This is a genomic window from Blastococcus sp. SYSU DS0617 (assembly GCF_054051075.1).
Genome location: NZ_JBJHAO010000018.1, coordinates 53,521 through 76,265, shown reverse-complemented (window position 1 = coordinate 76,265; position 22,745 = coordinate 53,521). Strand labels below are relative to the sequence as shown.

Annotated in this window: 20 protein-coding genes; 5 read left to right on the top strand and 15 right to left on the bottom strand. The window is 73.0% G+C overall.

What is annotated here, in order from left to right; translation table 11 throughout:
* Window positions 1-164 precede the first annotated feature (164 nt).
* The 5 genes from ACI793_RS17145 to ACI793_RS17125 all read right to left on the bottom strand — a co-directional run bounded on the left by ACI793_RS17145 (window position 165) and on the right by ACI793_RS17125 (window position 5,528).
* Window positions 165-629 carry an SgcJ/EcaC family oxidoreductase gene (locus ACI793_RS17145; RefSeq protein ID WP_456607584.1) on the bottom strand — a complete coding sequence of 155 codons (465 nt, stop codon included), beginning with the start codon at window positions 627-629 and terminating at the stop codon, window positions 165-167.
* Between the two features lie 17 nt (window positions 630-646).
* On the bottom strand, window positions 647-2,539 hold the full coding sequence (locus ACI793_RS17140; protein WP_456607583.1) for an ABC transporter ATP-binding protein: 1,893 nt from the start codon (window positions 2,537-2,539) through the stop codon (window positions 647-649).
* A gap of 115 nt (window positions 2,540-2,654) precedes the next feature.
* The gene (locus tag ACI793_RS17135) at window positions 2,655-3,434 is read right to left on the bottom strand and encodes an enoyl-CoA hydratase/isomerase family protein (protein ID WP_456607582.1); all 780 of its coding nucleotides are present in this window, start codon (window positions 3,432-3,434) and stop codon (window positions 2,655-2,657) included.
* On the bottom strand, window positions 3,431-3,661 hold the full coding sequence (locus ACI793_RS17130; protein ID WP_311346587.1) for a helix-turn-helix domain-containing protein: 231 nt from the start codon (window positions 3,659-3,661) through the stop codon (window positions 3,431-3,433). Before ACI793_RS17130 ends, ACI793_RS17135 begins: the two co-directional genes overlap by 4 nt.
* Window positions 3,662-3,926: 265 nt before the next feature.
* A complete protein-coding gene (locus ACI793_RS17125) occupies window positions 3,927-5,528 on the bottom strand; it encodes an ABC-F family ATP-binding cassette domain-containing protein (protein ID WP_456607581.1) in 1,602 nt (533 codons plus the stop codon).
* 273 nt (window positions 5,529-5,801) lie between these two features.
* On the opposite strand from ACI793_RS17125, the gene ACI793_RS17120 reads away from it, so the two are divergent.
* Complete coding sequence (locus tag ACI793_RS17120) at window positions 5,802-7,604, top strand: SCO7613 C-terminal domain-containing membrane protein (protein WP_456607580.1); 1,803 nt, start codon at window positions 5,802-5,804, stop codon at window positions 7,602-7,604.
* Between the two features lie 136 nt (window positions 7,605-7,740).
* Here ACI793_RS17120 and ACI793_RS17115 read toward each other — a convergent pair whose 3' ends face one another.
* Genes ACI793_RS17115 through ACI793_RS17080 form a run of 8 tightly spaced genes read right to left on the bottom strand, consistent with a single transcriptional unit; the run spans window position 7,741 to window position 14,733 of the window.
* Entirely contained in the window at window positions 7,741-8,148 is a 408-nt protein-coding gene (locus ACI793_RS17115) for a metal-sulfur cluster assembly factor (protein WP_456607579.1), read from the bottom strand.
* Window positions 8,145-8,642: a Fe-S cluster assembly sulfur transfer protein SufU gene (gene sufU, locus ACI793_RS17110; protein WP_456607578.1), complete on the bottom strand. Its 498-nt coding sequence runs from the start codon at window positions 8,640-8,642 to the stop codon at window positions 8,145-8,147. Before sufU ends, ACI793_RS17115 begins: the two co-directional genes overlap by 4 nt.
* Window positions 8,643-8,670: 28 nt before the next feature.
* The gene (locus ACI793_RS17105) at window positions 8,671-9,981 is read right to left on the bottom strand and encodes a cysteine desulfurase (protein WP_456607577.1); all 1,311 of its coding nucleotides are present in this window, start codon (window positions 9,979-9,981) and stop codon (window positions 8,671-8,673) included.
* Window positions 9,978-10,766: a Fe-S cluster assembly ATPase SufC gene (sufC, locus tag ACI793_RS17100; protein WP_456607576.1), complete on the bottom strand. Its 789-nt coding sequence runs from the start codon at window positions 10,764-10,766 to the stop codon at window positions 9,978-9,980. The genes ACI793_RS17105 and sufC overlap by 4 nt, the downstream gene beginning before the upstream one ends.
* 13 nt (window positions 10,767-10,779) lie before the next feature.
* Entirely contained in the window at window positions 10,780-11,136 is a 357-nt protein-coding gene (locus ACI793_RS17095; RefSeq protein WP_456607575.1) for a Rieske (2Fe-2S) protein, read from the bottom strand.
* 2 nt (window positions 11,137-11,138) lie between these two features.
* A complete protein-coding gene (gene sufD / locus ACI793_RS17090) occupies window positions 11,139-12,446 on the bottom strand; it encodes a Fe-S cluster assembly protein SufD (protein WP_456607574.1) in 1,308 nt (435 codons plus the stop codon).
* Entirely contained in the window at window positions 12,446-13,882 is a 1,437-nt protein-coding gene (gene sufB, locus ACI793_RS17085) for a Fe-S cluster assembly protein SufB (protein ID WP_456607573.1), read from the bottom strand. Before sufB ends, sufD begins: the two co-directional genes overlap by 1 nt.
* Window positions 13,879-14,733, bottom strand: coding sequence for a helix-turn-helix transcriptional regulator (locus ACI793_RS17080; RefSeq protein WP_456607572.1), 855 nt, complete (start codon window positions 14,731-14,733; stop codon window positions 13,879-13,881). The genes sufB and ACI793_RS17080 overlap by 4 nt, the downstream gene beginning before the upstream one ends.
* 153 nt (window positions 14,734-14,886) lie before the next feature.
* On the opposite strand from ACI793_RS17080, the gene ACI793_RS17075 reads away from it, so the two are divergent.
* Window positions 14,887-15,831 (top strand): COX15/CtaA family protein, encoded by a 945-nt coding sequence (locus ACI793_RS17075; protein WP_456607571.1) that lies wholly within the window; start codon window positions 14,887-14,889, stop codon window positions 15,829-15,831.
* A gap of 92 nt (window positions 15,832-15,923) precedes the next feature.
* Here ACI793_RS17075 and ACI793_RS17070 read toward each other — a convergent pair whose 3' ends face one another.
* Together ACI793_RS17070 and ACI793_RS17065 are read right to left on the bottom strand one after the other, a co-directional pair.
* Window positions 15,924-16,208, bottom strand: coding sequence for a hypothetical protein (locus ACI793_RS17070; RefSeq protein ID WP_456607570.1), 285 nt, complete (start codon window positions 16,206-16,208; stop codon window positions 15,924-15,926).
* A 133-nt stretch (window positions 16,209-16,341) separates the two neighbouring features.
* Window positions 16,342-17,322, bottom strand: coding sequence for a heme o synthase (locus ACI793_RS17065; RefSeq protein WP_456607569.1), 981 nt, complete (start codon window positions 17,320-17,322; stop codon window positions 16,342-16,344).
* Window positions 17,323-17,625: 303 nt separating this feature from the next.
* Here ACI793_RS17065 and tkt point away from each other — a divergent pair, with 303 nt between their 5' ends.
* The 3 genes from tkt (at window position 17,626) to ACI793_RS17050 (ending at window position 22,707) form a co-directional block, all read left to right on the top strand.
* Window positions 17,626-19,860 (top strand): transketolase, encoded by a 2,235-nt coding sequence (gene tkt / locus ACI793_RS17060; RefSeq protein WP_456607568.1) that lies wholly within the window; start codon window positions 17,626-17,628, stop codon window positions 19,858-19,860.
* Window positions 19,861-19,916: 56 nt separating this feature from the next.
* On the top strand, window positions 19,917-21,023 hold the full coding sequence (gene tal / locus ACI793_RS17055; RefSeq protein ID WP_456607567.1) for a transaldolase: 1,107 nt from the start codon (window positions 19,917-19,919) through the stop codon (window positions 21,021-21,023).
* Between the two features lie 73 nt (window positions 21,024-21,096).
* Window positions 21,097-22,707: a glucose-6-phosphate isomerase gene (locus ACI793_RS17050; RefSeq protein ID WP_456607566.1), complete on the top strand. Its 1,611-nt coding sequence runs from the start codon at window positions 21,097-21,099 to the stop codon at window positions 22,705-22,707.
* The last annotated feature ends 38 nt before the right edge of the window (window positions 22,708-22,745 follow it).

Sequence of the window (22,745 nt, the reverse complement as noted above, 5' to 3'; positions counted from 1 at the left end):
CCCCCCCCCCCCCCCCCCCCCCCCCCCCCCCCCCCCCCCCCCCCCCCCCCCCCCCCCCCCCCCCCCCCCCCCCCCCCCCCCCCCAGGGTCGGTGCTCACTGCGCTTCCCTGTTCGCTCCCGCGGGGCGCTCCGCTCCTCGCTGCGATGCTCACGCCCTGTCCGCTCACTGTGGCGCCAGCAGGCCGCGCAGCTCCTCGGTCAGGGCGTCGCGCGCCTCCGGGTGCTGGTGCCACGCGGCCGGCGTCGCCTGCAGGAGCTGGATCCGCCAGCGGCCCGCCCCCTCCTCGACCGCGACGACAGTGTGCACGGTGTGGAACTGGGGCTCCACGTCGTTGCCCCCCGGCGGGATCATCCCGGCGTGCGCGAGGAGCACCGCCACACCCGGCGCGGCCGCGCGGACCGAGCGGATGACCGCGACGTAGGAGGCGGTCTGGTGGCTGCCGAAGATCTGCCGGAGGTCGGCGGCGATGGACAGCCGGCCGTGGTGGTGGGTCCCGTCGTAGCCGACGATGTCGCCGTCGTCGGCGAAGCAGGCCGCCACCGCTGCGCCGCTGCGCCGGTTCCAGCCGTCGAGGTAGGCGGCGTAGAGCGAACGGATCTGGGCGTCGGACGGATGCGCGGATGTCACAGGAGTGACGGTAGTGGTCAGGCCGCGCCGACCGTCCGGGCCTCGCCGTCGGCGAACTGGGTGCGGTGCAGGTCGGCATACCGCCCACCGAGCGCCAGCAACTCCGTGTGCGTGCCCGACTCCACTATGCGACCGCCGTCGACCACCAGGATCTGGTCGGCGCTGCGCACGGTCGACAGCCGGTGCGCGATGACGAGGGACGTGCGACCGGTCAGGGCGGCGTCCAGCGCCCGCTGGACGGCGGCCTCGGACTCGCTGTCCAGGTGCGCGGTCGCCTCGTCCAGGATCACGATGCCCGGCGCCTTGAGCAGCACCCGGGCGATCGCCAGCCGCTGCTTCTCACCACCGGAGAGCCGGTGCCCGCGGTCGCCGACGACCGTGTCCAGGCCGTCGGGCAGCATCCGCACGAGGTCGGCGATGTGCGCGCCCTCCAGCGCCGCCCACAACTGCTCCTCGGTGGCCTCGGGGCGGGCGTAGAGCAGGTTGTTGCGCATCGTGTCGTGGAACAGGTGCGCGTCCTGGCTGACCACCCCGATGGCCCCGCGCAGCGACTCGAGCGTCGCCTGCCGGACGTCGACGCCCCCGACCCGCACGGCACCACCGGTGACGTCGTAGAGCCGTGACACGAGGGCGGCGATGGTCGACTTGCCCGCGCCGGAGTGCCCCACGAGCGCGACCAGTGCGCCGGGCTCCACCCGGAAGGAGACGTCGTGCAGCACGTCGACCGGACCGCCGTGCTCGGGCAGCGACACTTCTTCCAGTGACGGCAACGACACGTCCTCGGCGGCCGGGTAGCTGAAGGACACGGAGTCGAACTCGACCGACCGGTCGTCCGCCGGCACCGGGACGGCGTCGTCGGCCTCGCGGATCATCGGGGGCAGGTCGAGCACCTCGAAGACCCGGTCGAAGCTGACCATCGCGCTCATCACGTCGACCCGGACGTTGGCCAGGGCGGTCAGCGGGCCGTAGAGCCGGGACAGCAGCAGGGCCAGCGCGACGACGTCGCCGGGGCTGAGCGAGCCGGTGAATGCCAGGTACCCGCCCAGCCCGTAGACGAGCGCGGTCGCCAGCGCCGCCACGAGCGTCAGGGCGGTGAAGAAGAAGCGGCCGTACATGGCCGACAGCACGCCGATGTCCCGCACCCGGGCCGCGCGGCCGCTGAAGGACCGCTCCTCCGCCTCGGGCCGGCCGAACAGCTTGACCAGCAGCGCGCCGGCGACGTTGAACCGCTCGGTCATCGTCGCGTTCATCGACGCGTTGAGCTCGTAGGACTCCCGGGTGATGTCCTGCAGCCGCGCGCCGATGCGCCGGGCGGGCAGCACGAACAGCGGCACCAGCACCAGCGACAGCAGCGTGATCTGCCAGGACAGCGTGAGCATCACGCCCGCGGTGAGCACCAGGCCGATGACGTTGGAGACGACGCCCGACAGCGTCGAGGTGAAGGCCTGCTGGGCGCCGACGACGTCGTTGTTCAGCCGGCTGACCAGTGCCCCGGTCTGCGTGCGGGTGAAGAACGCGACCGGCATGCGCTGCACGTGCGCGAAGACCTTGCTGCGCAGGTCGTAGATGACGCCCTCGCCGATGCGCGCGGAGTACCAGCGGGTGCCCAGCGAGATGGCGGCGTCGACGACGGCGAGCGCCGCGATGAACAGCGCGATCCGGACGATGTCGCCGGAGGTCCCCTCGAGCGAGGCGATGCGGTTGACGATGTTGCCCGCGAGCAGCGGCGTGATGACGCCGATCAGCGAGGAGCCGACCACCAGGGCCAGGAAGAACCCGAGGTCACGCCGGTAGGGCTGGGCGACGCCGAGGATCCGGCGGACCGTGCCCGGTGGCAGCTTGCGTCCGACCACCGACGGGTCCCGGCGGAACGACCGCATCGCCGCCATGGAGGTCATGTTCGGGTTCATGGACCTGCCTCCTCTGGCGCGCCGATCCGGATACCGGCCCTCGCGCCAACACCGGCCGGCCGGACGCTGTTCCGCGCGGGCGGGTCCGGCTGATCCTGCCGGGTGCTGCTGACAGTCAGCGTCCGCCGGCGAGCTCCTGCAGTCGCAGCACCTGCGCCGACCGCTCGGCGGCGTCCTGGGTCTCGGGATCGTTGCGCACGGCCGAGCGCACCAGGGCGGCGGTCGCGCGGCTGGCTCCCGCCGGCGGGGCCAGGAGCGCCGCGGTCAGCTGCCCGACGGCGTCGTCCAGCTGCTCGCGGGGGACGACGACGTTGGCCAGCCCCATGGCGAGCGCCTCTGCGGCACCGACAGGACGACCGGTCAGGCAGATCTCCATGGCCCGCGAGTAGCCGACCAACTCGACGAGGGTGCTGGTGCCGGTCAGGTCAGGCACCAGGCCCAGGGTCGGCTCGGGCAGCCGGAGCTGCGCGTCCTCGGCGAGCACCCGCAGATCGCAGGCCAGCGCCAGCTGGCAGCCGGCGCCGATGGCGTGCCCCTGGACGGCGGCGACCGAGACGATGCCGGGCTTCCGGAGCCAGCGGAAGCCCGCCTGGTACTCGCGGATCTGCTCCTCGGCCTCCCCGGACGGCCGTCGTCCGAGGTCGCCGAGGCCGCCCGCCGTCCCCGGCTCCGGGCTGAACATGCTGCGGTCCAGGCCGGCGGAGAACGACCGCCCCTCGCCGCGCAGGACGACGACGCGCACGCTGTCGTCCAGCGCCGCACCGACCGCGGCCAGCGCCGACCACGTCGCCGGTGTCTGCGCGTTGAGCTGCTCGGGCCGGTCGAGGGTGACGGTGAGGACGGCGCCGTCCTGGCTGGCGCGGACGAAACCGTCGGGGGCGTCGGCCGGGTTCACGCCTTCTTGCTGCTGTTCCGGTTGGCCCCGCCGCGGCTGCGCAGGGTCGCCCCGGACTCGGAGAGCAGCCGGTGGACGAAGCCGTAGGAGCGCTTGGTCGACTCCGCCAGCGAGCGGATGCTCTCGCCCTCGTCGTAGCGCTTGCGCAGTTCGTCGGCGAGCGTGCTCCGGTCGCCGCCGGTGATCCGCTTGCCCTTGCCCAGGTCGGCAGTGCTCGAGTCGGCCATGGCTCCCCTCCGTGTCAGCCGCCCAGCCGTTCGCGTCGCCTCGACGCGAACGTGCTCGGTTGGTGGCTGTCGTGTGGCGCCGCCGTCCCGCTGACCACGGCCCCTGGCATCCCATGATCACCCAGTCGCCTCGCATGGGCCACGTGAAGTGGTGGACCGGTCGCGGGGGCCCGGAGGGTCTCTCGACCGGGACACGGGAAGCGGCTCAGCGGCGCAGGGGACGGCTCCTGGCCACGGTGCGGTCCGGAGGACCGCGATGTCCTCGCTAGGCGAGCTCGACCAGGTCGGCGAAGTCCTCGCTCCAGGTGTCCTCCGTGCCGTCGGGCAGCAGGATCACCTTGTCCGGGTTCAGGGCCCGGACAGCGCCTTCGTCGTGGGTGACCAGCACGATCGCACCGGCGTAGGTGCGCAGCGCCTCGAGCACCTGCTCCCGGCTGGCCGGGTCCAGGTTGTTCGTCGGCTCGTCGAGCAGCAGCACGTTGGCGCCGGAGACGACCAGGGTGGCCATGGCCAGGCGGGTCCGCTCGCCGCCAGAGAGGGTGCCGGCGCGCTGGTCGACGGTCTCGCCGGTGAAGAGGAACGCGCCGAGGATGCGCCGCAGCTCGGTGTCGGTGCTGTCCGGCGCCGACGACCGCATGACCTCCAGCAGGGAACGGTCCATGTCGATCGTCTCGTGCTCCTGGGCGTAGTAGCCCACCCGCAGCCCGTGCCCGGCCTTGACCTCGCCGGTGTCGGGCATCTCGGTGCCGGCCAGCATCCGCAGCAGCGTCGTCTTCCCGGCGCCGTTGAGCCCGAGGACGACGACCCGCGTCCCCCGGTCCACGGCGAGGTCGACGTCGGTGAAGATCTCCAGCGAGCCGTAGCTCTTGCTCAATCCCTCGGCGAACAGCGGTGTCTTGCCGCATGCCGCGGGCGTCGGGAAGCGCAGCTTGGCGACCTTGTCGGCCACGCGGACGTCGGCCAGGCCCGCGGCCAGCCGCTCGGCGCGCTTGTCCATGCTCTTGGCGGCCTTCGCCTTGGTGGCCTTGGCGCGCATCTTGTCCGCCTGGGCGTTGAGCGTGTCGATCTTGCGCTCGGTGTTGGCGCGCTCCTGCTTGCGGCGGCGCTCGTCGGTCTCGCGCTGGTCGAGGTAGCGCTTCCAGCCGAGGTTGTAGATGTCGACGGTGGCCCGGTTGGCGTCGAGGTGCCACACCTTGTTGACGACGGCCTCGAGCAGCTCGACGTCGTGGCTGATGACGATGAGCCCGCCGCGGTGGCTGGTCAGGAAGCCGCGCAGCCAGGTGATCGAGTCGGCGTCCAGGTGGTTGGTGGGCTCGTCGAGCAGCAGCGTCTCCGCGTCGGAGAACAGGATGCGGGCCAGTTCCACGCGGCGACGCTGGCCACCGGAGAGGGTGCGCAGCGGCTGGGACAGCACCCGGTCGGGCAGGCCGAGGTTGGTGCAGATCCGGGCGGCGTCGCTCTCCGCGGCGTACCCGCCGAGGGCGGCGAACTGGTCCTCGAGGTTGCCGTAGCGGCGCACGGCCTTGTCCTGCTCCGCGTCGTCTGCCGGCTCCGCCATCGCGATCTGGGCCTTGACCAGCTGGTTGCGGATCACGTCGAGGCCCCGACCGGACAGGACGCGGTCGCTGGCGGTGATGTCGAGGTCGCCGCTGCGCGGGTCCTGCGGGAGGTAGCCGAGCTCGCCGCTGATCTCCACCGTGCCGGCGTGCGGGACGCGCTCACCGGCGAGCGTGGTGAGGGTGGTGGTCTTGCCGGCGCCGTTGCGCCCGACCAGGCCGATGCGGTCACCCGGCTGCACGCGCAGGTTGGCTTCGCTGATGAGGATGCGGGCGCCGGCGCGGAGCTCGAGGCCGGTCGTCGTGATCACTGAACCCAGGGTAGGCGCTCGGAGTGCGATAGCCCCCACGTTTCCGGGGTGACATCGGCGGCACCCCCACCCGGGCGTGTTCCGGGAACCAGCGCCCCGGCACGGTCGCGCATGCCGTAGCTCACCGCAACTACGGGGTAGTTGGCGCTGTGGGCGGCGCCGCAGCGCCAACTACCCCGTAGTTGACAGCGGCTGCGCCGGCTGCGACCGGGTGCCACTGGCGACGCCCCGCCCTACGGTGGGGACGCCTCGGGGGACGGGAAGGAGGCGGTCATGCAGCAACCGGTCGCCACGGCACCGCTTCCTCCCCTGCCGTATCGCGCCCGCCCGCCGCAGGTCCTGCTCGGCGTGGGTGCGGTCCTGCTGGTCAGCGCCGGGGCCGTGGTGGCCTCGGCGTACGGCGGCGCCCCTGCCCGCACGCTGCTGCTCGCCCTGGCTGCCGTCACGGCCGGCTTCGCGCTCCGGGCCGCACGGGCCCGGCTGCGGAGCTCCGAGGAGGTGCTGGCCGCCAGCGCCACCGGGCTCGCCGTCAGCGCCAGCGGCGTCGGCGGGGACGCACTGGCCGGCGCCGGCGCGACGGCGGCGCTCGCCGTCGGCTTCCTCGTGCTGCACCGGATCGCCCCGACCACCGCGACCTGGCCGCTGGCGTCCTGGATCGCCGCCCAGCTCGCCGTCCTGCGGGGGCTGGAAGGCGTGCCGGCCGGGCTGCGCACGCACCTCTTCCTCGGCGTCGCTCTGGTCGGACTCGGGGTGGCGCTGTTCGGACGGCGCGGGGTCGGCCGCATCGCGCTGCTGACCACCGCACCGTGGTGGGTGGCCGGGGTCGCGAGCGGGATCGCGACCGCCTGGACCGGTCCGGCGGTCGAGCGGTACCTCTCGGCCGCCCTCGTGGTCGGCGCCGGTCTGGGCCTGGTGCTGACCCGGCTGCGGCAGGTGCTCGAGCCCCTGACCGGCCCGCCCCGAGCGGCTCCGGTGCTGGCCGGCGTCGTCGCCGGTACCGCCGTCGCCGGTGCGTGTTCCGTCCTCGGCACGGCGGCGGTCACGCTCACCGGGTACGCCGGTGTCCTGCTGGCCACCCTGGCGGCGGCCTCCCTGACCGGCTGGCGGCGGGGGCTGTTCCTGCCGCTCGCGCTCGCGGCCGGCGTGGTCATGACCGCGGTGAGCATCGGCCGGTTGCTCGCCGACCGGCAGTGGACGGCGCTCTCGCTGCTCCTGCTCCTGACCGCCGTCCCGACGGTGTGGGTGGCCGTGCGACGGCCCGAGGACCGGCCGCTGTCCGTGCCCGTCACGGTCGGCTGCCTGGCCGGCGCGGTGCTGCTCGCCGTGCCCGACGGGGTGCTGTCGCCGACCTCCGCGGCGATCGCGCTGACCGCCGTCTACGCCGGCGCGATGGCTGCCGGCGCCGGGCTGGACACCTCCTCCCGGCGCGCGACCGCCGTCGCGGCCGGGGGATGCGCGGTCGCCGCCGTCCTGCTGCTCCTGCCGCGGGACCGGCCGCTCGTGCTGGCGGCCGTCCTCGCCGCCCAGGGGCTGTGCACGCTCGCCTGGGCGGGGCTCACCTGGCGTTCGCAGCGCAGGGCCGGCGACGCCGAGCTGTCCCGCGGCGCCTGGCGGGTGGGCGCCGCCCAGCTCGTCGGAGCGGCCTGGGTGCTGGCGGCGGCGGCCGACGGCGGCGCGATCGAGGCGTACTCCCTGCCGGCGGCGCTCGGCCTGCTGCTCGCGTCCGGCCCCGGGCTTCTCCGCGGCAGCACCTGGGCGGCGTGGGGGCCCGGTCTGCTGGTGGCCGCGGTGCCCTCGACCGTCCTCGCGGTCGTCGCGTCGGACGGCCCGCGGACGGTCACCGTGCTGCTGGCGGCAGCTGGGCTGCTCGTGGCCGGCGGGCGCCGCGGGTTGCGGGCGCCGCTGGCGGTCGGCGCCGGGTCGGCGCTCGCGGTGGCCGTCGGGCTGGCGGCGCAGACGCTGCCCTGGCCGGTCGGGACGGCGCTGGTCGTGGGAGCCGTCCTCCTGGCGGTCGGTGCGCGGCGGGAGCGGCGACCCGTTGCGGGCTTCGGCGTGAGCCTGGCGGAGCTCCGGTGAACCGGCCGCCGCGGCGGTGACCTACGCCCGGGCCCGCTGACCCCCGACATGCTTCTGGGGTGTTCCTCGCGCTCCTCGGGTCCTGCAGGACCGGAGCAGCGGGAAGAACACCCCAGAAGTGGCGGTGCGAGGCCTGCTAGACGCGGAAGCCGAGCGCGCGGAGCTGCTCGCGACCGTCGTCGGTGATCTTGTCCGGGCCCCACGGCGGCATCCAGACCCAGTTGATCCGGATGTCGTCCACGAGGCCGGGTCCGGGGCCGCCGGTCAGCGCCTGGCGGGCCTGGTCCTCGATGACGTCGGTGAGCGGGCAGGCCGCCGAGGTCAGCGTCATGTCGATGATGGCAACGCTGGAGTCGGCGTTGCTGTCGTCGACGTCCAGGCCGTAGACCAGCCCCAGGTCGACGACGTTCACGCCCAGCTCGGGGTCGACCACGTCGCGCATGGCCTCCTCGAGGTCCTCCAGCAGCGCGGTCTTGCCGACCGGCATGTCGCCCGGCCCGCCGTCGGTGGCGGGGGTGGCGTTCTCGGTGCTGCTCTCGCTCATGGGGTTCCTCCGGTCGGGGTGGCGGGGAGGGTGGCTGGCGCCGCGGTGGTGGACGACAGTGCCCGCGCGGAGGCGTCCTTCAACGCCATCCAGCTCATCAGGGCGCACTTGATGCGGGCCGGGTACTTCGAGACGCCGGCGAACGCGACGGCGTCCTCCAGGCTGTCCTCGAGCTTCTCGGCCACGGCCGGGTCGCCCTTGGCCTGCATCAGCGTCATGAAGTCCTCACCGGTGGCGAGGGCCTCGTGCACGTTCTTGCCGACGACGAGGTCGTACATCGCCGAGATCGACGCCTGGCTGATCGAGCAGCCCATGCCCTCGTAGGAGACGTCGGCGACGGTCTCGTCCTCGAGGTTCAGCCGCAGCGTCACCTCGTCGCCGCAGGTCGGGTTGACGTGGTGCACCTCGGCCTGGAACGGCTCGCGCAGACCTCGCCCGTGCGGGTTCTTGTAGTGGTCCAGGATGATCTCCTGGTACATCGACTCGAGCTGCATCAGATGGCCATCTTCATGTGCGCGGACCTCACACAGTTCCGAAGAACTTCTGGACCGCACGAATTCCGTCCGCCAGGGCATCGATGTCGTCGTAGCCGGTGTGCACGTAGAACGTCGCCCGCGTCGTGGCCGGGACGCCGTAGCGCCGCACGACCGGCCAGGCGCAGTGGTGCCCCACGCGCACGGCGATGCCGTGGTCGTCGAGCACCTGGCCGACGTCGTGCGGGTGGATGCCCTCGACGGTGAAGGAGATGGCTCCCCCACGGGCGACGGTGTCCGGCGGGCCGATCACGGTCACGCCGGGGATCTCGGCGAGCTTCTCCAGCGCGTAGCCGGTGAGCGCCTTCTCGTGCTCCTCGACGCGGTCCATGCCGAGGGCCTGCAGGTACTCCACGGCGGCCGCGAGACCGATCACCTGCGCGGTCATCGGGACGCCGGCCTCGAAGCGCTGCGGCGGCGCGGCGAAGGTGGAGGCCTCCATCCGCACGACCTCGATCATCGAGCCACCGGTCAGGAACGGCGGCAGCTTGTCGAGCACCTCGTACCGACCCCAGAGCACGCCGACGCCCGTGGGCCCCAGCATCTTGTGCCCGGAGAACACCAGGAAGTCCGCGCCCAGCTCGGCGACGTCGACGGCCTGGTGCGGCACCGACTGGGCACCGTCGACCAGCACCAGGGCACCGACCTCGTGCGCCCGGGTGATGATCTCGCCCAGCGGGTTGATCGTGCCGAGGATGTTCGACTGCTGGGTGACCGCGACGAGCTTCGTGCGCTCGTTGACCACCGACGTCAGGTCGGACAGGTCCAGCCGGCCGTCGTCGGTCAGCCCCAGCCAGCGCAGGGTGGCCCCGGTGCGCTCGCACAGCTGCTGCCAGGGCACCAGGTTGGCGTGGTGCTCCATCTCGGTGACCACGATCTCGTCACCCTGGCCGACGGCGTAGGTGCGGAACTCCTCCTCCTTCGCCGTCGCGGCGTTGGAGAGGGCGTAGGCCACCAGGTTGATCGCCTCGGTGGTGTTGCGGGTGAAGACGATCTCCCGGTCCGGGGCGCCGATGAACCCGCCGATGGTGGCGCGGGCGGCCTCGTAGGCCCCCGTCGCCTCCTCGGCGAGCGCGTGGGCGCCTCGGTGCGGAGCGGCGTTGACGTTCTCGTAGAACCACCGCTCGGCGTCGAGCACCGAGCGCGGCTTCTGCGACGTGGCCCCGGAGTCCAGGTAGACCAGCCGCTTCCCGTCCCGGACGGTGCGCGACAGGATCGGGAAGTCCGCCCGGATCGCCTCGACGTCCAGGGGAAGCGGCTTCAGCGCCCCCGGGCCGGGACGCGAGACGGTCGTGGTCATGCGCGTGCGACCTCCGCGGCGGCGGCCTCGTTGGAGTCCTTGACGTAGGCGGCGTAGCCCTCGTTCTCCAGCTTGTCGGCCAGCTCGGGCCCACCCTCGTCGACGACCTTGCCGGCGACGAAGACGTGCACGAAGTCCGGCTTGATGTAGCGCAGGATCCGCGTGTAGTGCGTGATCAGCAGGACGCCGATCTCGCCCTCCTCGCGGGTGCGGTTCACGCCCTCGGAGACGACCCGCAGCGCGTCGACGTCCAGACCGGAGTCGGTCTCGTCGAGGATCGCGATGCCCGGCTTGAGCAGGCGCATCTGCAGGATCTCGTGGCGCTTCTTCTCGCCACCCGAGAAGCCCTCGTTGACGTTGCGCTCGGCGAAGGCCGAGTCCATCTCGAGCAGTTCCATCTCGCTCTTGACGTCCTTGACCCAGGTGCGCAGCTTGGGCGCCTCGCCCTTGATGGCGGTGGCCGCGGTGCGCAGGAAGTTCGACACCGAGACGCCGGGGACCTCGACGGGGTACTGCATCGCGAGGAACAGGCCCGCGCGGGCGCGCTCGTCGACGCTCATCGCGAGGACGTCCTCGCCGTCGAGGGTCACGGTGCCGCCGGTGACGGTGTACTTGGGGTGGCCGGCGATCGAGTAGGCCAGGGTCGACTTGCCCGACCCGTTGGGGCCCATGATCGCGTGGGTCTCACCCGAGCGGACGGTCAGGTCGACGCCGCGGAGGATCTCCTTGGCGTCGTCACCCTCGCCGACCGTGACGTGCAGGTCGCGGATCTCCAGAACGGACACTTCTTCTCGCTCCTCAGTTGCCGGACGCGCCGGAAGGCTGGACGGCGTTCGCTTCGGTGTCGACGAGCACGTCCTCCCCTTCCACGCGGACCGGGTAGACGTCGACCGGCTCGGTCGCCGGCAGGTTGGTGGGCTCGCCCGTGCGCAGGTCGAAGCACGAGCCGTGCAGGAAGCACTCGATGGTCGGGGCGCCGCCGAACAGCTCGACGTCCCCCTCGCTCAGCGGGACGTCGGCGTGCGAGCACTTGTCCTCGAGGGCGTAGAGCTGACCCTCGAAGCGGACGACGGCGACGTCGACGTCCGCGAGCTCGACCCGCAGGGCGCCGTTCTCGGGGACGTCGGACAGCGCGCAGACTCGTTCGAAAGCCATGGTCAGGCGACCTCGACCGGCTGGTCCTCGAGACCCGGCAGGGCCCCCAGGCGCGTCTCGATGGTGCCCATCAGGCGGTCCTGGAGGGCATCGACCCCGATGCGCTGGACGACGTCGGCGAAGAAGCCGCGCACCACCAGACGGCGGGCGGTCTCGGCGTCGATGCCGCGCGAGCAGAGGTAGAACAGCTGCTCGTCGTCGAAGCGGCCCGTGGCGCTGGCGTGGCCGGCGCCGACGATCTCGCCGGTCTCGATCTCCAGGTTGGGCACCGAGTCGGCGCGGGCGCCGTCGGTGAGCACCAGGTTGCGGTTGAGCTCGTAGGTCTCCGTGCCGGTGGCCGACGGGCGGATGCGGACGTCGCCGATCCAGACCGTGCGCGCCCCCTCGCCCTGCAGGGCGCCCTTGTAGAGCACGTTGCTGCGGCAGTTCGGGACGGCGTGGTCGACCCAGAGCCGGTGCTCCTGGTGCTGCGTCTCGTCGGAGAAGTAGACGCCGAAGAGCTCCGCGGTCCCGCCGGGGCCGGCGTACTGCACGTTGCTGACCAGGCGGACCAGGTCGCCGCCGAGGGTGACCACGACCTGCTGATAAGTGGCGTCACGGCCGACGACGGCGTCGTACTGGCCGCCGTGCACCGAGCCGGGAGCCCAGTCCTGGACCGAGACGAGGGAGACCTGCGCGCCGTCGCCGACGAGCACGGTCACGCCGCCCGAGTACCGGGCCAGGCCGCTGTGGTCGAGCACGACGGTCGCCTTGGCGAACGCGCCGACCTCGACGACGAGCTGGCCCCAGACGACGTCGTCGCCGCCGGTGCCGGCCAGTCCGAGGGTGACCGGCCGGTCCAGCTGGGCCTCCTTGGCCACGCGGACGACGGTGGCGCCGCCGGCCCGCTGGCGGGTGAGGGCGGCCAGCCGGTCCACCGGCTCCGGGAGCCCCTTGAGCAGCGGGTCGCCGGCCTCGACGCTGGTCAGCTCGACGCCCTCGGGGAGGTCTGTCGTCCAGCTGAGCTGCGCGTCGGAGGCGGCGCCGTCGAGCAGCGGCTTGATCCGCTTCATCGGCGTGAAGCGCCACGTCTCCTCGCGACCGGTCGGCACGCCGAAGGCGTCCGGGTCGGTGGAGGTGAACCGCTCCGCCGGCGAACCGGTCGGGGTCGGGCCACCGTGCGAGTGCGCACCGGGCTGGACGTCGCCGGCGCTGCCGGTGTCGGTCGCCGGGGTCGTCGGCGGACCGGCCTGGGCACCCACGCCCGGAGCGAACAGCTCCGAGGCGAGGGTGCTCGGCTGGGTGGTGAGATCGGTGTTCGGGTCGGTCATCAGCCGACGGCACCTTCCATCTGCAGCTCGATGAGCCGGTTGAGCTCGAGGGCGTACTCCATGGGCAGCTCGCGGGCGATCGGCTCGACGAACCCGCGCACCACCATGGCCATGGCCTCGTCCTCGGAGAGACCGCGGCTCATCAGGTAGAAGAGCTGGTCGTCGCTGACGCGGGAGACGGTCGCCTCGTGGCCCATGGAGACGTCGTCCTCGCGGACGTCGACGTAGGGGTAGGTGTCCGAGCGGCTGATCGTGTCGACCAGCAGCGCGTCGCACTTCACCGTGGACTTCGAGCCGTAGGCACCCTCGTCCACCTGGACCAGGCCGCGGTAGGAGGTGCGGCCACCGCCACGGGCCACCGACTTCGACACGATCGTCGAGGAGGTGTGCGGCGCGGCGTGCACCATCTTGGCGCCGGCGTCCTGGTGCTGGCCCTCGCCCGCGAAGGCGATCGAGAGCACCTCACCCTTGGCGTGCTCGCCGGTCATCCAGACCGCCGGGTACTTCATCGTCACCTTGGAGCCGAGGTTGCCGTCGACCCACTCCATGGTCGCGCCCTCGTGGGCCACGGCCCGCTTGGTGACCAGGTTGTAGACGTTGTTCGACCAGTTCTGGATGGTCGTGTACCGGCAGCGCGCGTTCTTCTTGACGATGATCTCGACGACCGCGGAGTGCAGCGAGTCGCTCTTGTAGATCGGCGCGGTGCAGCCCTCGACGTAGTGCACGTAGGCGCCCTCGTCGACGATGATCAGCGTGCGCTCGAACTGGCCCATGTTCTCGGTGTTGATCCGGAAGTAGGCCTGCAGCGGGATCTCGACGTGCACGCCGGGCGGCACGTAGATGAACGAGCCACCGGACCACACGGCGGTGTTCAGCGCGGCGAACTTGTTGTCGCCGGACGGGATCACCGAGCCGAAGTACTCCTGGAAGATCTCCGGGTGCTCCTTCAGGGCCGAGTCGGTGTCCAGGAACAGCACGCCCTGGTCCTCGAGCTCCTTCTGGATCTGGTGGTACACGACCTCGGACTCGTACTGCGCCGCGACGCCGGAGACCAGACGCTGCTTCTCGGCCTCCGGGATGCCCAGGCGGTCGTAGGTGTTCTTGATGTCGTCGGGCAGGTCCTCCCACGACGTGGCCTGCGCCTCGGTGGAGCGCACGAAGTACTTGATGTTGTCGAAGTCGATGCCGGAGAGGTCCGAGCCCCAATCGGGCATGGGCTTGCGGCCGAAGAGCTTGAGCGCCTTGAGGCGGCGCTCGAGCATCCACTCGGGCTCGTTCTTGCGGCGCGAGATGTCGCGGACGACGTCCTCGTCGACACCGCGGCGGGCGGAGGCACCGGCGACGTCGGCGTCCGCCCAGCCGTACTCGTAGCGGCCGAGCTGCTCGATCTGCTCGTCCTGCGTCAGCGGCGTAGCCGGCTGCTGGGTGCTGGTCATGCGGGCGTCCTCTCCCGGTCGTTCACAGGGCTGGGTCCGGCGGGTGTGGCTGAACTGCTGGACTGGCTGGTGCTGGACTTGCTGGTGGGCGCGCCGGAGGGCGCTGCCCGCTCACCCGGTACAGGGCGCGCAGGGGCCGTTCTGTTCCCCGGGCGCAGTGGCCCGGGGAGGTGTGTGGTGCAGATCCCGTCACCGTGGGCGATCGTGGCCAGCCGCTGCACGTGGGTGCCCACGAGCCGGCCGATCACCGCGGTCTCGGCCTCGCACAGCTGAGGGAACTCTGCGGCCACGTGCGCCACCGGGCAGTGGTGCTGGCAGAGCTGCCCCCCGCCGGAGATCGCCGAGGCCGTGGCAGCGTAGCCCTCGGCCGTGAGCGCGGCGGCCAGGGCCTGGGCCCGGTCCACCGGCGCTCCCCCGGCGGCACGCACCGCGCCCTCGACGGCGCTGGACGCGCGGGCCTCGAGCCCGGCGAGCTGCTGCTCGGCGACGGCGCGGACGGCGTCGGGGCCACCGGAGGCGGCGACGTACCGCAGTGCGGTCAGCGCCAGGTCGTCGTAGGCGTGCGGGAAGGCCGAGCGGCCGGCGTCGGTGAGGTGGAAGCGGCGGGCGGGGCGGCCACGGCCTCTGTGCCCACCAGACCCCTCCCGCCCGGCGACGCGCTCCTCGATGCGGCCGGTAGCCACGAGGGAGTCCAGGTGCCGGCGAACGGCGGCCGGCGAGATGCCCAGCCGCCCGGCCAGCTCGGAGGCGGTCTGCGGACCGTGCTCCAGGAGCAGCGCGCTGACGCGGTCGCGGGTACGCCCGTCGTCGGCCGGAGCCGACGAACGCGGGGGTGCCACGGCGCTTTCCACAACACGAGTGTGTCCTAAATCAGGAGCGCTGCAAGCAAGGTCCACCTAAGAAGTGGCCCACCGGCCGGGGTTCCGTGAGGAGCGTCACTGCCGCCGTCGCGCGCAGGCCCGTGCGCGGCCCGCGCGGCCGGCCGCACGACCTAGCATCGGGGCGTGCCGGTCCTGCCCCGCTCCTTCTCCCCCGCGACCGTCTCGCGCCTCGCGCTGGCCAACGCGGTGGCCAACGGCCTGATCGTCGTCACCGGCGGTCTGGTCCGGCTCACCGGCTCGGGCCTGGGCTGCCCGACGTGGCCGAGGTGCACCGACGACAGCTTCGTCACGACGCCGGAGATGGCGGGCCACGGCCTCATCGAGTTCGGCAACCGGCTGCTCACCTTCGTGCTCGCCGCCGTCGCCATCGCCACGCTGGTCGCGGTGTGGCGCTCCCCGCGCCGGGACCTGCGGCCGCTGGCGGCGCTGACCTTCCTCGGCATCCCGGCGCAGGCCGCGCTCGGCGGGGTCACCGTGCTCACGGGCCTCAACCCGTGGACCGTCGCCGCGCACTTCCTCGTCTCCGCCGTCCTGGTGGCGCTGGCCACGACGCTGTGGCTGCGCTCGCGCGAACCGGGCGTGGGGCAGCCGCTGCTCCGCCGTCCCTTCGTGCTCCTGGTGTGGGGCATCGCCGCGACCACCGCCGTCGTGCTGGCCATCGGCACGGTGGTCACCGGCAGCGGCCCGCACAGCGGTGACGTACCGGAGGACCCCGACGCCGCACCGGTCCGGATGGGCTTCGACCCCGAGCTGATGAGCCAGTTGCACGCCGACGCCGTCTTCCTGCTGCTCGGGCTGACCATCGCCCTGCTCGTGGCCCTGCACGCGACGGACTCCCCCGACCGGGTCCGCCGCGCGGCCCGTGACCTGCTGGTCGTCCAGCTGGCGCAGGGCGTCGTCGGCTACGTGCAGTACTTCACCGAGCTGCCGGTCGCCCTGGTGCTGGTGCACATGCTGGGCGCGGTGCTCGTCACCGCGTTCACGGCACGGCTGGTCTGGTCGGTCCGCGGCCCGGCGTCGGACCTGCCGGTGAGCGCCTCCCCGCAGCCGGCCGCCGCCACCCGCTGAGGCGCCCCCCGCCGTCCGCCGACCGCAACTTCCGGGCAGTTGGCCTCCGCGGGGGCCCTGGAGGGCCAACTTCCCCGCAGATGCGGCCCCGGTCACTCGTGCCAGACGAGGACGACGGCGAGCGAGCCGTCGGGTGACTCCCAGCGCCCTGCGGTGACCTTCTCGTCGGCGCTGCGCGCATCGGCCCAGGCCGGCCAGGCGTCGTCCTCGTCGTGCCAGACCAGCCGGCCGCCCGCGAAGTAGGTGACGACGGGCCGACCGCCCTCGATCAGCGCCTCGACCTCCGCGGCCCCGAGGGCCCCCGCCCGCAGCGAGTAGGTGCGCCCGTCGGCCCCGACCAGCTGACCCATCCGCGCGTTGGCGATGTCGCGCCGCATGCCCCACGCTATCGCCGCCTGCGGCGACGCCGGCCCGACGCGGGGCCGGTGGCTCCCGGCGGGACGTGCATGGGCGCGCTCCGTGCCGATCGGGGACGGCCGTCGGCCGTGGTGTCGTCCGGAGGACGACGGATCACACGATGGCGTCGACGATGATCGCGACCATCAGCAGCGACAGGTACGAGATCGAGACGTGGAACAGCGACATCGAGCGGATGTCGCCACCGCGCTTGATGCGGGCGAGCAGGCGGTGGGACTCCACGACGAACCAGGCGCCGAGCAGCACCGCGGGCACCGTGTAGCCCAGGCCGATGCCGTAGTCGGTGGCCACCGGCCACAGCAGCAGGGAGACGGCCACGGTCGCGTAGGCCCAGGCGACGGACTGCCGCCCGACGGACAGCTCGGTGGTGACCACCGGCAGCATCGGGACGTCGGCCCGCGCGTAGTCGTCCTTGAACCGCAGCGCCAGCGCCCAGAAGTGCGGCATCTGCCAGCAGAAGACGACGGCGAACACCACGACGGCCGGCCAGTCCAGCGAGCCGGTGACGGCGGCCCAGCCGATGAGCACCGGAGCCGCGCCGGGCACCCCGCCCCACTCGGTGCTGCGGCGGGTGTGCCGCTTGAACACCATCGTGTAGAGGACGGCGTAGTAGAAGATCGCCGCCGCCGCGAGCGCCGCGGCCAGCAGCGTGGTGGTCGCGGCCAGCAGCGCGATCGAGCTGACCGTGAGGGCGAACCCGAAGATCAGCGCAGCCCGTGGCGTGACCTCGCCGGTGACCAGCGGCCGCTTCTGGGTGCGCTGCATCAGCCGGTCGATGTCGCGGTCGAAGTAGCAGTTGAAGACGTTCGCGGCGCCCGCGGCGAGGGTGCCGCCGACCAGGGTCGACAGCAGCAGGGCGAACGACGGCCAGCCGCGCGCGGCGAGCATCATCGCCGGCACCGTCGTCACCAGCAGCAGCTCAATGATCCGGGGCTTGGTCAGGCCGACGTAGGCCAGCACCCGCTTCCGCACGGTCGACGTGCGACCGGAGACCCGCACGCCCCGGCGGGCGGGAGCCGAACGCTCGGACAGCGCCGTCACCGGGAAGCCCCGACCGCGGCGGCGAGCGGGCATCGGGGCACTGCAGCCCAGTGGACGAGCACGAGGGGGCCTACTCCGAGCCGGGGATTGGGAACGCACGCCACTGTAGCCCGCGGGGGCCTCCTCCCTGGGCGCGGCTCGGGTTCCGCACGACTAGGCTTGATCACGTTGATGCTGCTCGTGCAGCGGGTAGGGCCGAGTCGACGACGACGTGCTCCCGGACCGGGAACGGACCCAGGAGCCGGCGGCCCGTCGCTGCCGCGCACGTCGTCCGCCCGGACGCAGTAGTCCCCGGGCGGCCCGCCAGGCCCCGACCCGAGGGAGCACCGAGCCACGATGGCACCGGACAGCACGAACACGGCCCACACCCAGAGCACCGCACCCGAGGCTCCTGCCGAGGCCGCGACGGACACGCCGACCGGCTCCCCCACCCAGCCCACCCCGACCCTCCCCGAGGGCTTCGGCGACCTCGACCGTGCGGCGATCGACACCGCCCGCGTGCTGGCGATGGACGCGGTGCAGAAGGCCGGCAACGGCCACCCCGGCACCGCCATGAGCATGGCGCCGGCCGCCTACCTGCTCTTCCAGCGCTGGCTGCGGCACGACCCGACCGACCCGAACTGGGTCGCCCGCGACCGGTTCGTGCTGTCGATGGGGCACTCCAGCCTGACGCTGTACGTGCAGCTCTACCTCTCCGGCTACGGCCTGGAGCTCGACGACCTCAAGGCGCTCCGCACCTGGGGCTCGCTCACCCCCGGCCACCCCGAGGTCAACCACACCCCCGGCGTCGAGACCACCACCGGCCCGCTCGGGCAGGGCGTGGGCAACGCCGTGGGCATGGCGATGGCCGCCCGCCGCGAGCGCGGCATGCTCGACCCCGACGCCCCCGAGGGCGAGAGCCTCTTCGACCACACCATCTGGGCGTTCTGCTCCGACGGCGACCTCGAGGAGGGCATCAGCGGCGAGGCGTCGTCCCTGGCCGGCACGCAGCGGCTGGGCAACCTGGTCCTGGTCTACGACGACAACAGGATCTCCATCGAGGACGACACGACGGTCGCCTTCACCGAAGACGTCGGCAAGCGCTACGAGGCCTACGGCTGGCACGTGCAGCACGTCGACGACGGTGAGGACCTCGCCGCCCTCGACGCCGCGCTGGCCGCCGCGAAGGCCGAGACCCGGCGTCCCTCGATCATCGTGCTGCGCACGATCATCGCCTGGCCGTCCCCGAACAAGCAGAACACCGGCGCCGCCCACGGCTCGGCGCTCGGCGAGGACGAGGTGCGGGCCACCAAGGAGATCCTGGGCCTCGACCCGTCGACGTCCTTCGGCGTCGCCCCCGAGGTGCTCGAGCACGCGCGGAAGGTCGTCGACCGCGGCCGGTCCGCGCACGCCGAGTGGCAGGAGCGCTTCACCGCCTGGCAGCAGGACAACCCCGCGGGCGCCGCGCTCCTGGAGCGCATGAGCACCCGCACGCTGCCCGACGGCTGGGCCGGGCAGCTGCCCAGCTGGCCCGCCGACGAGAAGGGCGTGGCCACGCGCAAGGCCTCCGGCGAGGTGCTCGCGGCGCTCTACCCGGCACTGCCGGAGCTGTGGGGCGGCTCGGCCGACCTCGCGGAGAGCAACAACACCGCGGTCAAGGGCGAGCCCTCGTTCCTCCCGGCCGACCGCCAGACCAAGTCGTGGTCCGGCGGCCCCTACGGCCGCAACCTGCACTTCGGCGTCCGCGAGCACGCCATGGGCGCGATCATGAACGGGATCGCGCTGCACGGCGGCACCCGCGTCTACGGCGGCACCTTCCTCACCTTCTCCGACTACATGCGCGGCGCGGTCCGGCTGGCGGCGCTCATGCAGCTGCCGGTCACCTACGTCTGGACCCACGACTCGATCGGCCTGGGCGAGGACGGCCCGACGCACCAGCCGATCGAGCACCTCGCCGCGCTGCGGGCCATCCCGGGCCTGGACGTCGTCCGCCCGGCCGACGCCAACGAGGTCGCCGTCGCCTGGCGGACGATCCTGGAGCACAACGACCGGCCGGCCGGGCTGGCGCTGTCCCGGCAGAACCTGCCCGTCCTCGACCGGGAGCGGTTCGCCTCGGCGGAGGGCACCGCCCGTGGCGCCTACGTGCTCGCCGAGGCCTCCTCCGGCACTCCGGAGCTGATCCTCCTGGGCACCGGGTCCGAGGTGCAGATCGCCGTCGCGGCCCGCGAGCAGCTCGAGGCCGACGGCATCCCGACCCGGGTCGTCTCCGTGCCGTGCGTCGAGTGGTTCGCCGCCCAGGACCGGGCCTACCGCGAGGAGGTCCTCCCGCGGTCGGTGCGCGCCCGTGTGAGCGTCGAGGCCGGCATCCCGCAGGGGTGGCGGGAGTTCGTGGGCGACGCCGGCCGGATCGTCGGCATCGACCACTACGGCGCCAGCGCGCCCTACGGGGTGCTCTACGAGAAGTTCGGCTTCACCGCCGAGGCGGTCGTCGCCGCGGCCCGCGAGAGCATCGCGGCCGCCTCCGGCGATCCCGTCGGGCCGCTCGGGCCCGATGCCTCCGGTGTCCTGCACTCCCCCACCGGCGATCGCTGAACCTCGGGCCGACCGCCGTCCTCCAGCCGCAACGACCAGCCCGGAAGGGACCTGTCATGGCACGGAACGAGAAGATGGCCGAGCTCAGCTCGGCCGGGGTCGCAGTCTGGCTCGACGACCTGTCGCGCGACCGCATCCGCAGCGGCAACCTGCAGTCGCTGGTCGACGAGCACTCCGTCGTCGGCGTCACCACCAATCCGACGATTTTCGCCGCCGCGATCAGCGGGTCGGACTCCTACGACGACCAGCTGCACGCGATGGCCATCCGGCGGGTGAGCGTCGAGGAGGCGCTGCGCACCATCACCGCCGCCGACGTCCGGGACGCCTGCGACCTGCTGGCTCCGGTGGCCGCGGAGCAGCCCGGGGACGGGCGGGTCTCCCTGGAGGTCGCGCCGGGGCTGGCGAACGACACCGACGCCACCGCTGCGGAGGCCGCCCACCTGTGGTGGCTGGTCGACCGGCCGAACCTGTTCATCAAGATCCCCGCGACCGAGGCGGGCCTGCCCGCCATCCAGACGTCGATCGCCCGGGGCATCAGCGTCAACGTCACCTTGATCTTCAGCCCCGACCGCTACCGCAAGGTCATGGACGCCTACCTGTCCGGCCTGGAGGAGCGGCTGGCGCAGGACCCCGAGGCCGACCTGTCGGGCATCGCCTCGGTCGCGTCGTTCTTCGTGTCCCGCGTGGACACCGAGATCGACAAGCGCCTGGAGAAGGCCGGCGCGGATGCCGGCCTGAAGAGCAAGGCGGGCGTGGCCAACGCCCAGCTGGCCTACCAGGCCTACGAGGAGGTCTTCTCCTCCGACCGGTGGAAGGCCCTCGAGGCGAAGGGCGCCCGCCCGCAGCGGCCGCTGTGGGCCTCGACCGGCGTGAAGAACCCCGAGCTGCCGGACACCCTCTACATCAGCGAGCTCATCGCACCCGGCACGGTGAACACCATGCCGGAGAAGACCCTCATGGCCTACGCCGACCACGGCAGCCCGGGCACGCCGGTCCAGAAGTCCTACGAGGACGCCGCGGCGGTCATGCAGTCCGTGCGGGACGCCGGCGTGGACCTCGACGACGTCTTCCGGGTGCTCGAGGTCGAGGGCATCCAGAAGTTCGTGGACTCCTGGGACGAGCTCACCGAGTCGGTCCGCACCCAGCTGGAGGACAAGAAGTGAGCGAGCTCGCGAGTTCACTCGTGGACACCGCAACCCGGCGGACGCCGCCGACCAGCGCCGGCGAGGAGGGAGCGTGAACCTGGAGGTCAGCGTCCGGGGACTCGAGGTCCCCGACGACCTGCAAAGCCGGCTCGCCGCCGACGACGTCGCCGCACGACTGGCGCGCAAGGACGCGACGCTCTGGGGGCCGGACGCCGAGAGCGAGGCGGCCATCCGGCTGGGCTGGCTGGACCTGCCCAGCTCCTCCCGGTCCCTGGTCGAGCAGCTGGCCGAGCTGCGCGCCCAGCTGCAGTCCGAGGGGCTCGACCGCGTCGTGCTCTGCGGCATGGGCGGCTCCTCGCTCGCGCCCGAGGTCATCTGCCGGACCGCCGGCGTGCCGCTCGTCGTCCTGGACACCACCGACCCCGGCCAGGTCGCCGCGGCCGTGACCGAGCTCGAGCGCACCGTCGTGGTGGTCAGCTCGAAGTCCGGCGGCACCGTCGAGACCGACAGCCACCGGCGCATCTTCGAGTCCGCCTTCGCCGCGGCGGGCCTGGACGCCGCGCAGGTCGGGGCACGCTTCGTCGTCGTCACCGACCCGGGGTCCCCGCTCGCTGAGACGGCCGCCGCCATGGGCGCCCGTGCCGTCTTCCTCGCCGACCCGACGGTCGGTGGGCGCTACAGCGCGCTGTCCGCGTTCGGCCTGGTCCCCTCGGCGCTGGCCGGCGCCGACGTCGGGGCACTGCTCGACGAGGCGGAGGAGCTGGCCGAGCACCTGGCCGAGGGCGGCAACCCCGCCTTCGAGCTAGGTGCCGTGCTGGGCGCCGCCGCCGTGCAGGGGCGGGACAAGCTGGCCCTGGCCGACGCCGAGCCGGGCACCGGCACCGCGATCCAGGGCTTCGGCGACTGGGCCGAGCAGCTCGTCGCCGAGTCCACCGGCAAGGAGGGGCGCGGCATCCTGCCCGTCGTCCTGGAGTCGGCGACCGCACCGGGCAGCAGCGGCCCGGACACCCTGCTGGCCGTGGCCGGCGCCGACACCCCGGCGACGTCGCCGTCGCTGACGGTCCGCGGACCGCTGGGCGCCCAGTTCCTCGGGTGGGAGTACGCCACCGCGGTGGCCGGCCGGCTGCTGGGCATCAACCCCTTCGACCAGCCCAACGTGACCGAGAGCAAGGAGAACACCCGGGCGATCCTCGACTCGGGCCTCCCGGACGAGCAGCCCGCCGCCACGATCGGCGCCATCGAGGTGCGCGGCAGCAGCGGCGTGCTGGACGGCGTGGACCTGAGTTCCCTGGACGGCGTCTCGCTGGCCCTGGACGCCGTGCTGTCCGCCGTCCCGGAGCGGGGCTACCTGGCCGTCATGGCCTACCTGGACCGGTTCGCCGACGCGAGCGCCGCCGACCTGCGCGCCGCGCTGGCCGCCCGGACCGACCGCGCCGTCACCTTCGGCTGGGGCCCGCGCTTCCTGCACTCGACCGGTCAGTACCACAAGGGCGGCCCGCAGACCGGCGCGTTCCTGCAGATCACCGGGGCCGTCGCCGACGACCTCTCCATCCCCGACCAGCCCTACACGTTCGGCGGGCTGCAGGCGGCGCAGGCCGGCGGTGACCGCAAGGCCCTCGCCGACCGGAAGCGGCCCCTGCTGCACCTGCACCTGACCGATCGGGCCGCCGGCATCGGCCAGCTCCTCGCGGCCCTCGCCTGAGGCGCCCAGCAGCTGCCGGCACGCCGCCCGGCCACGCC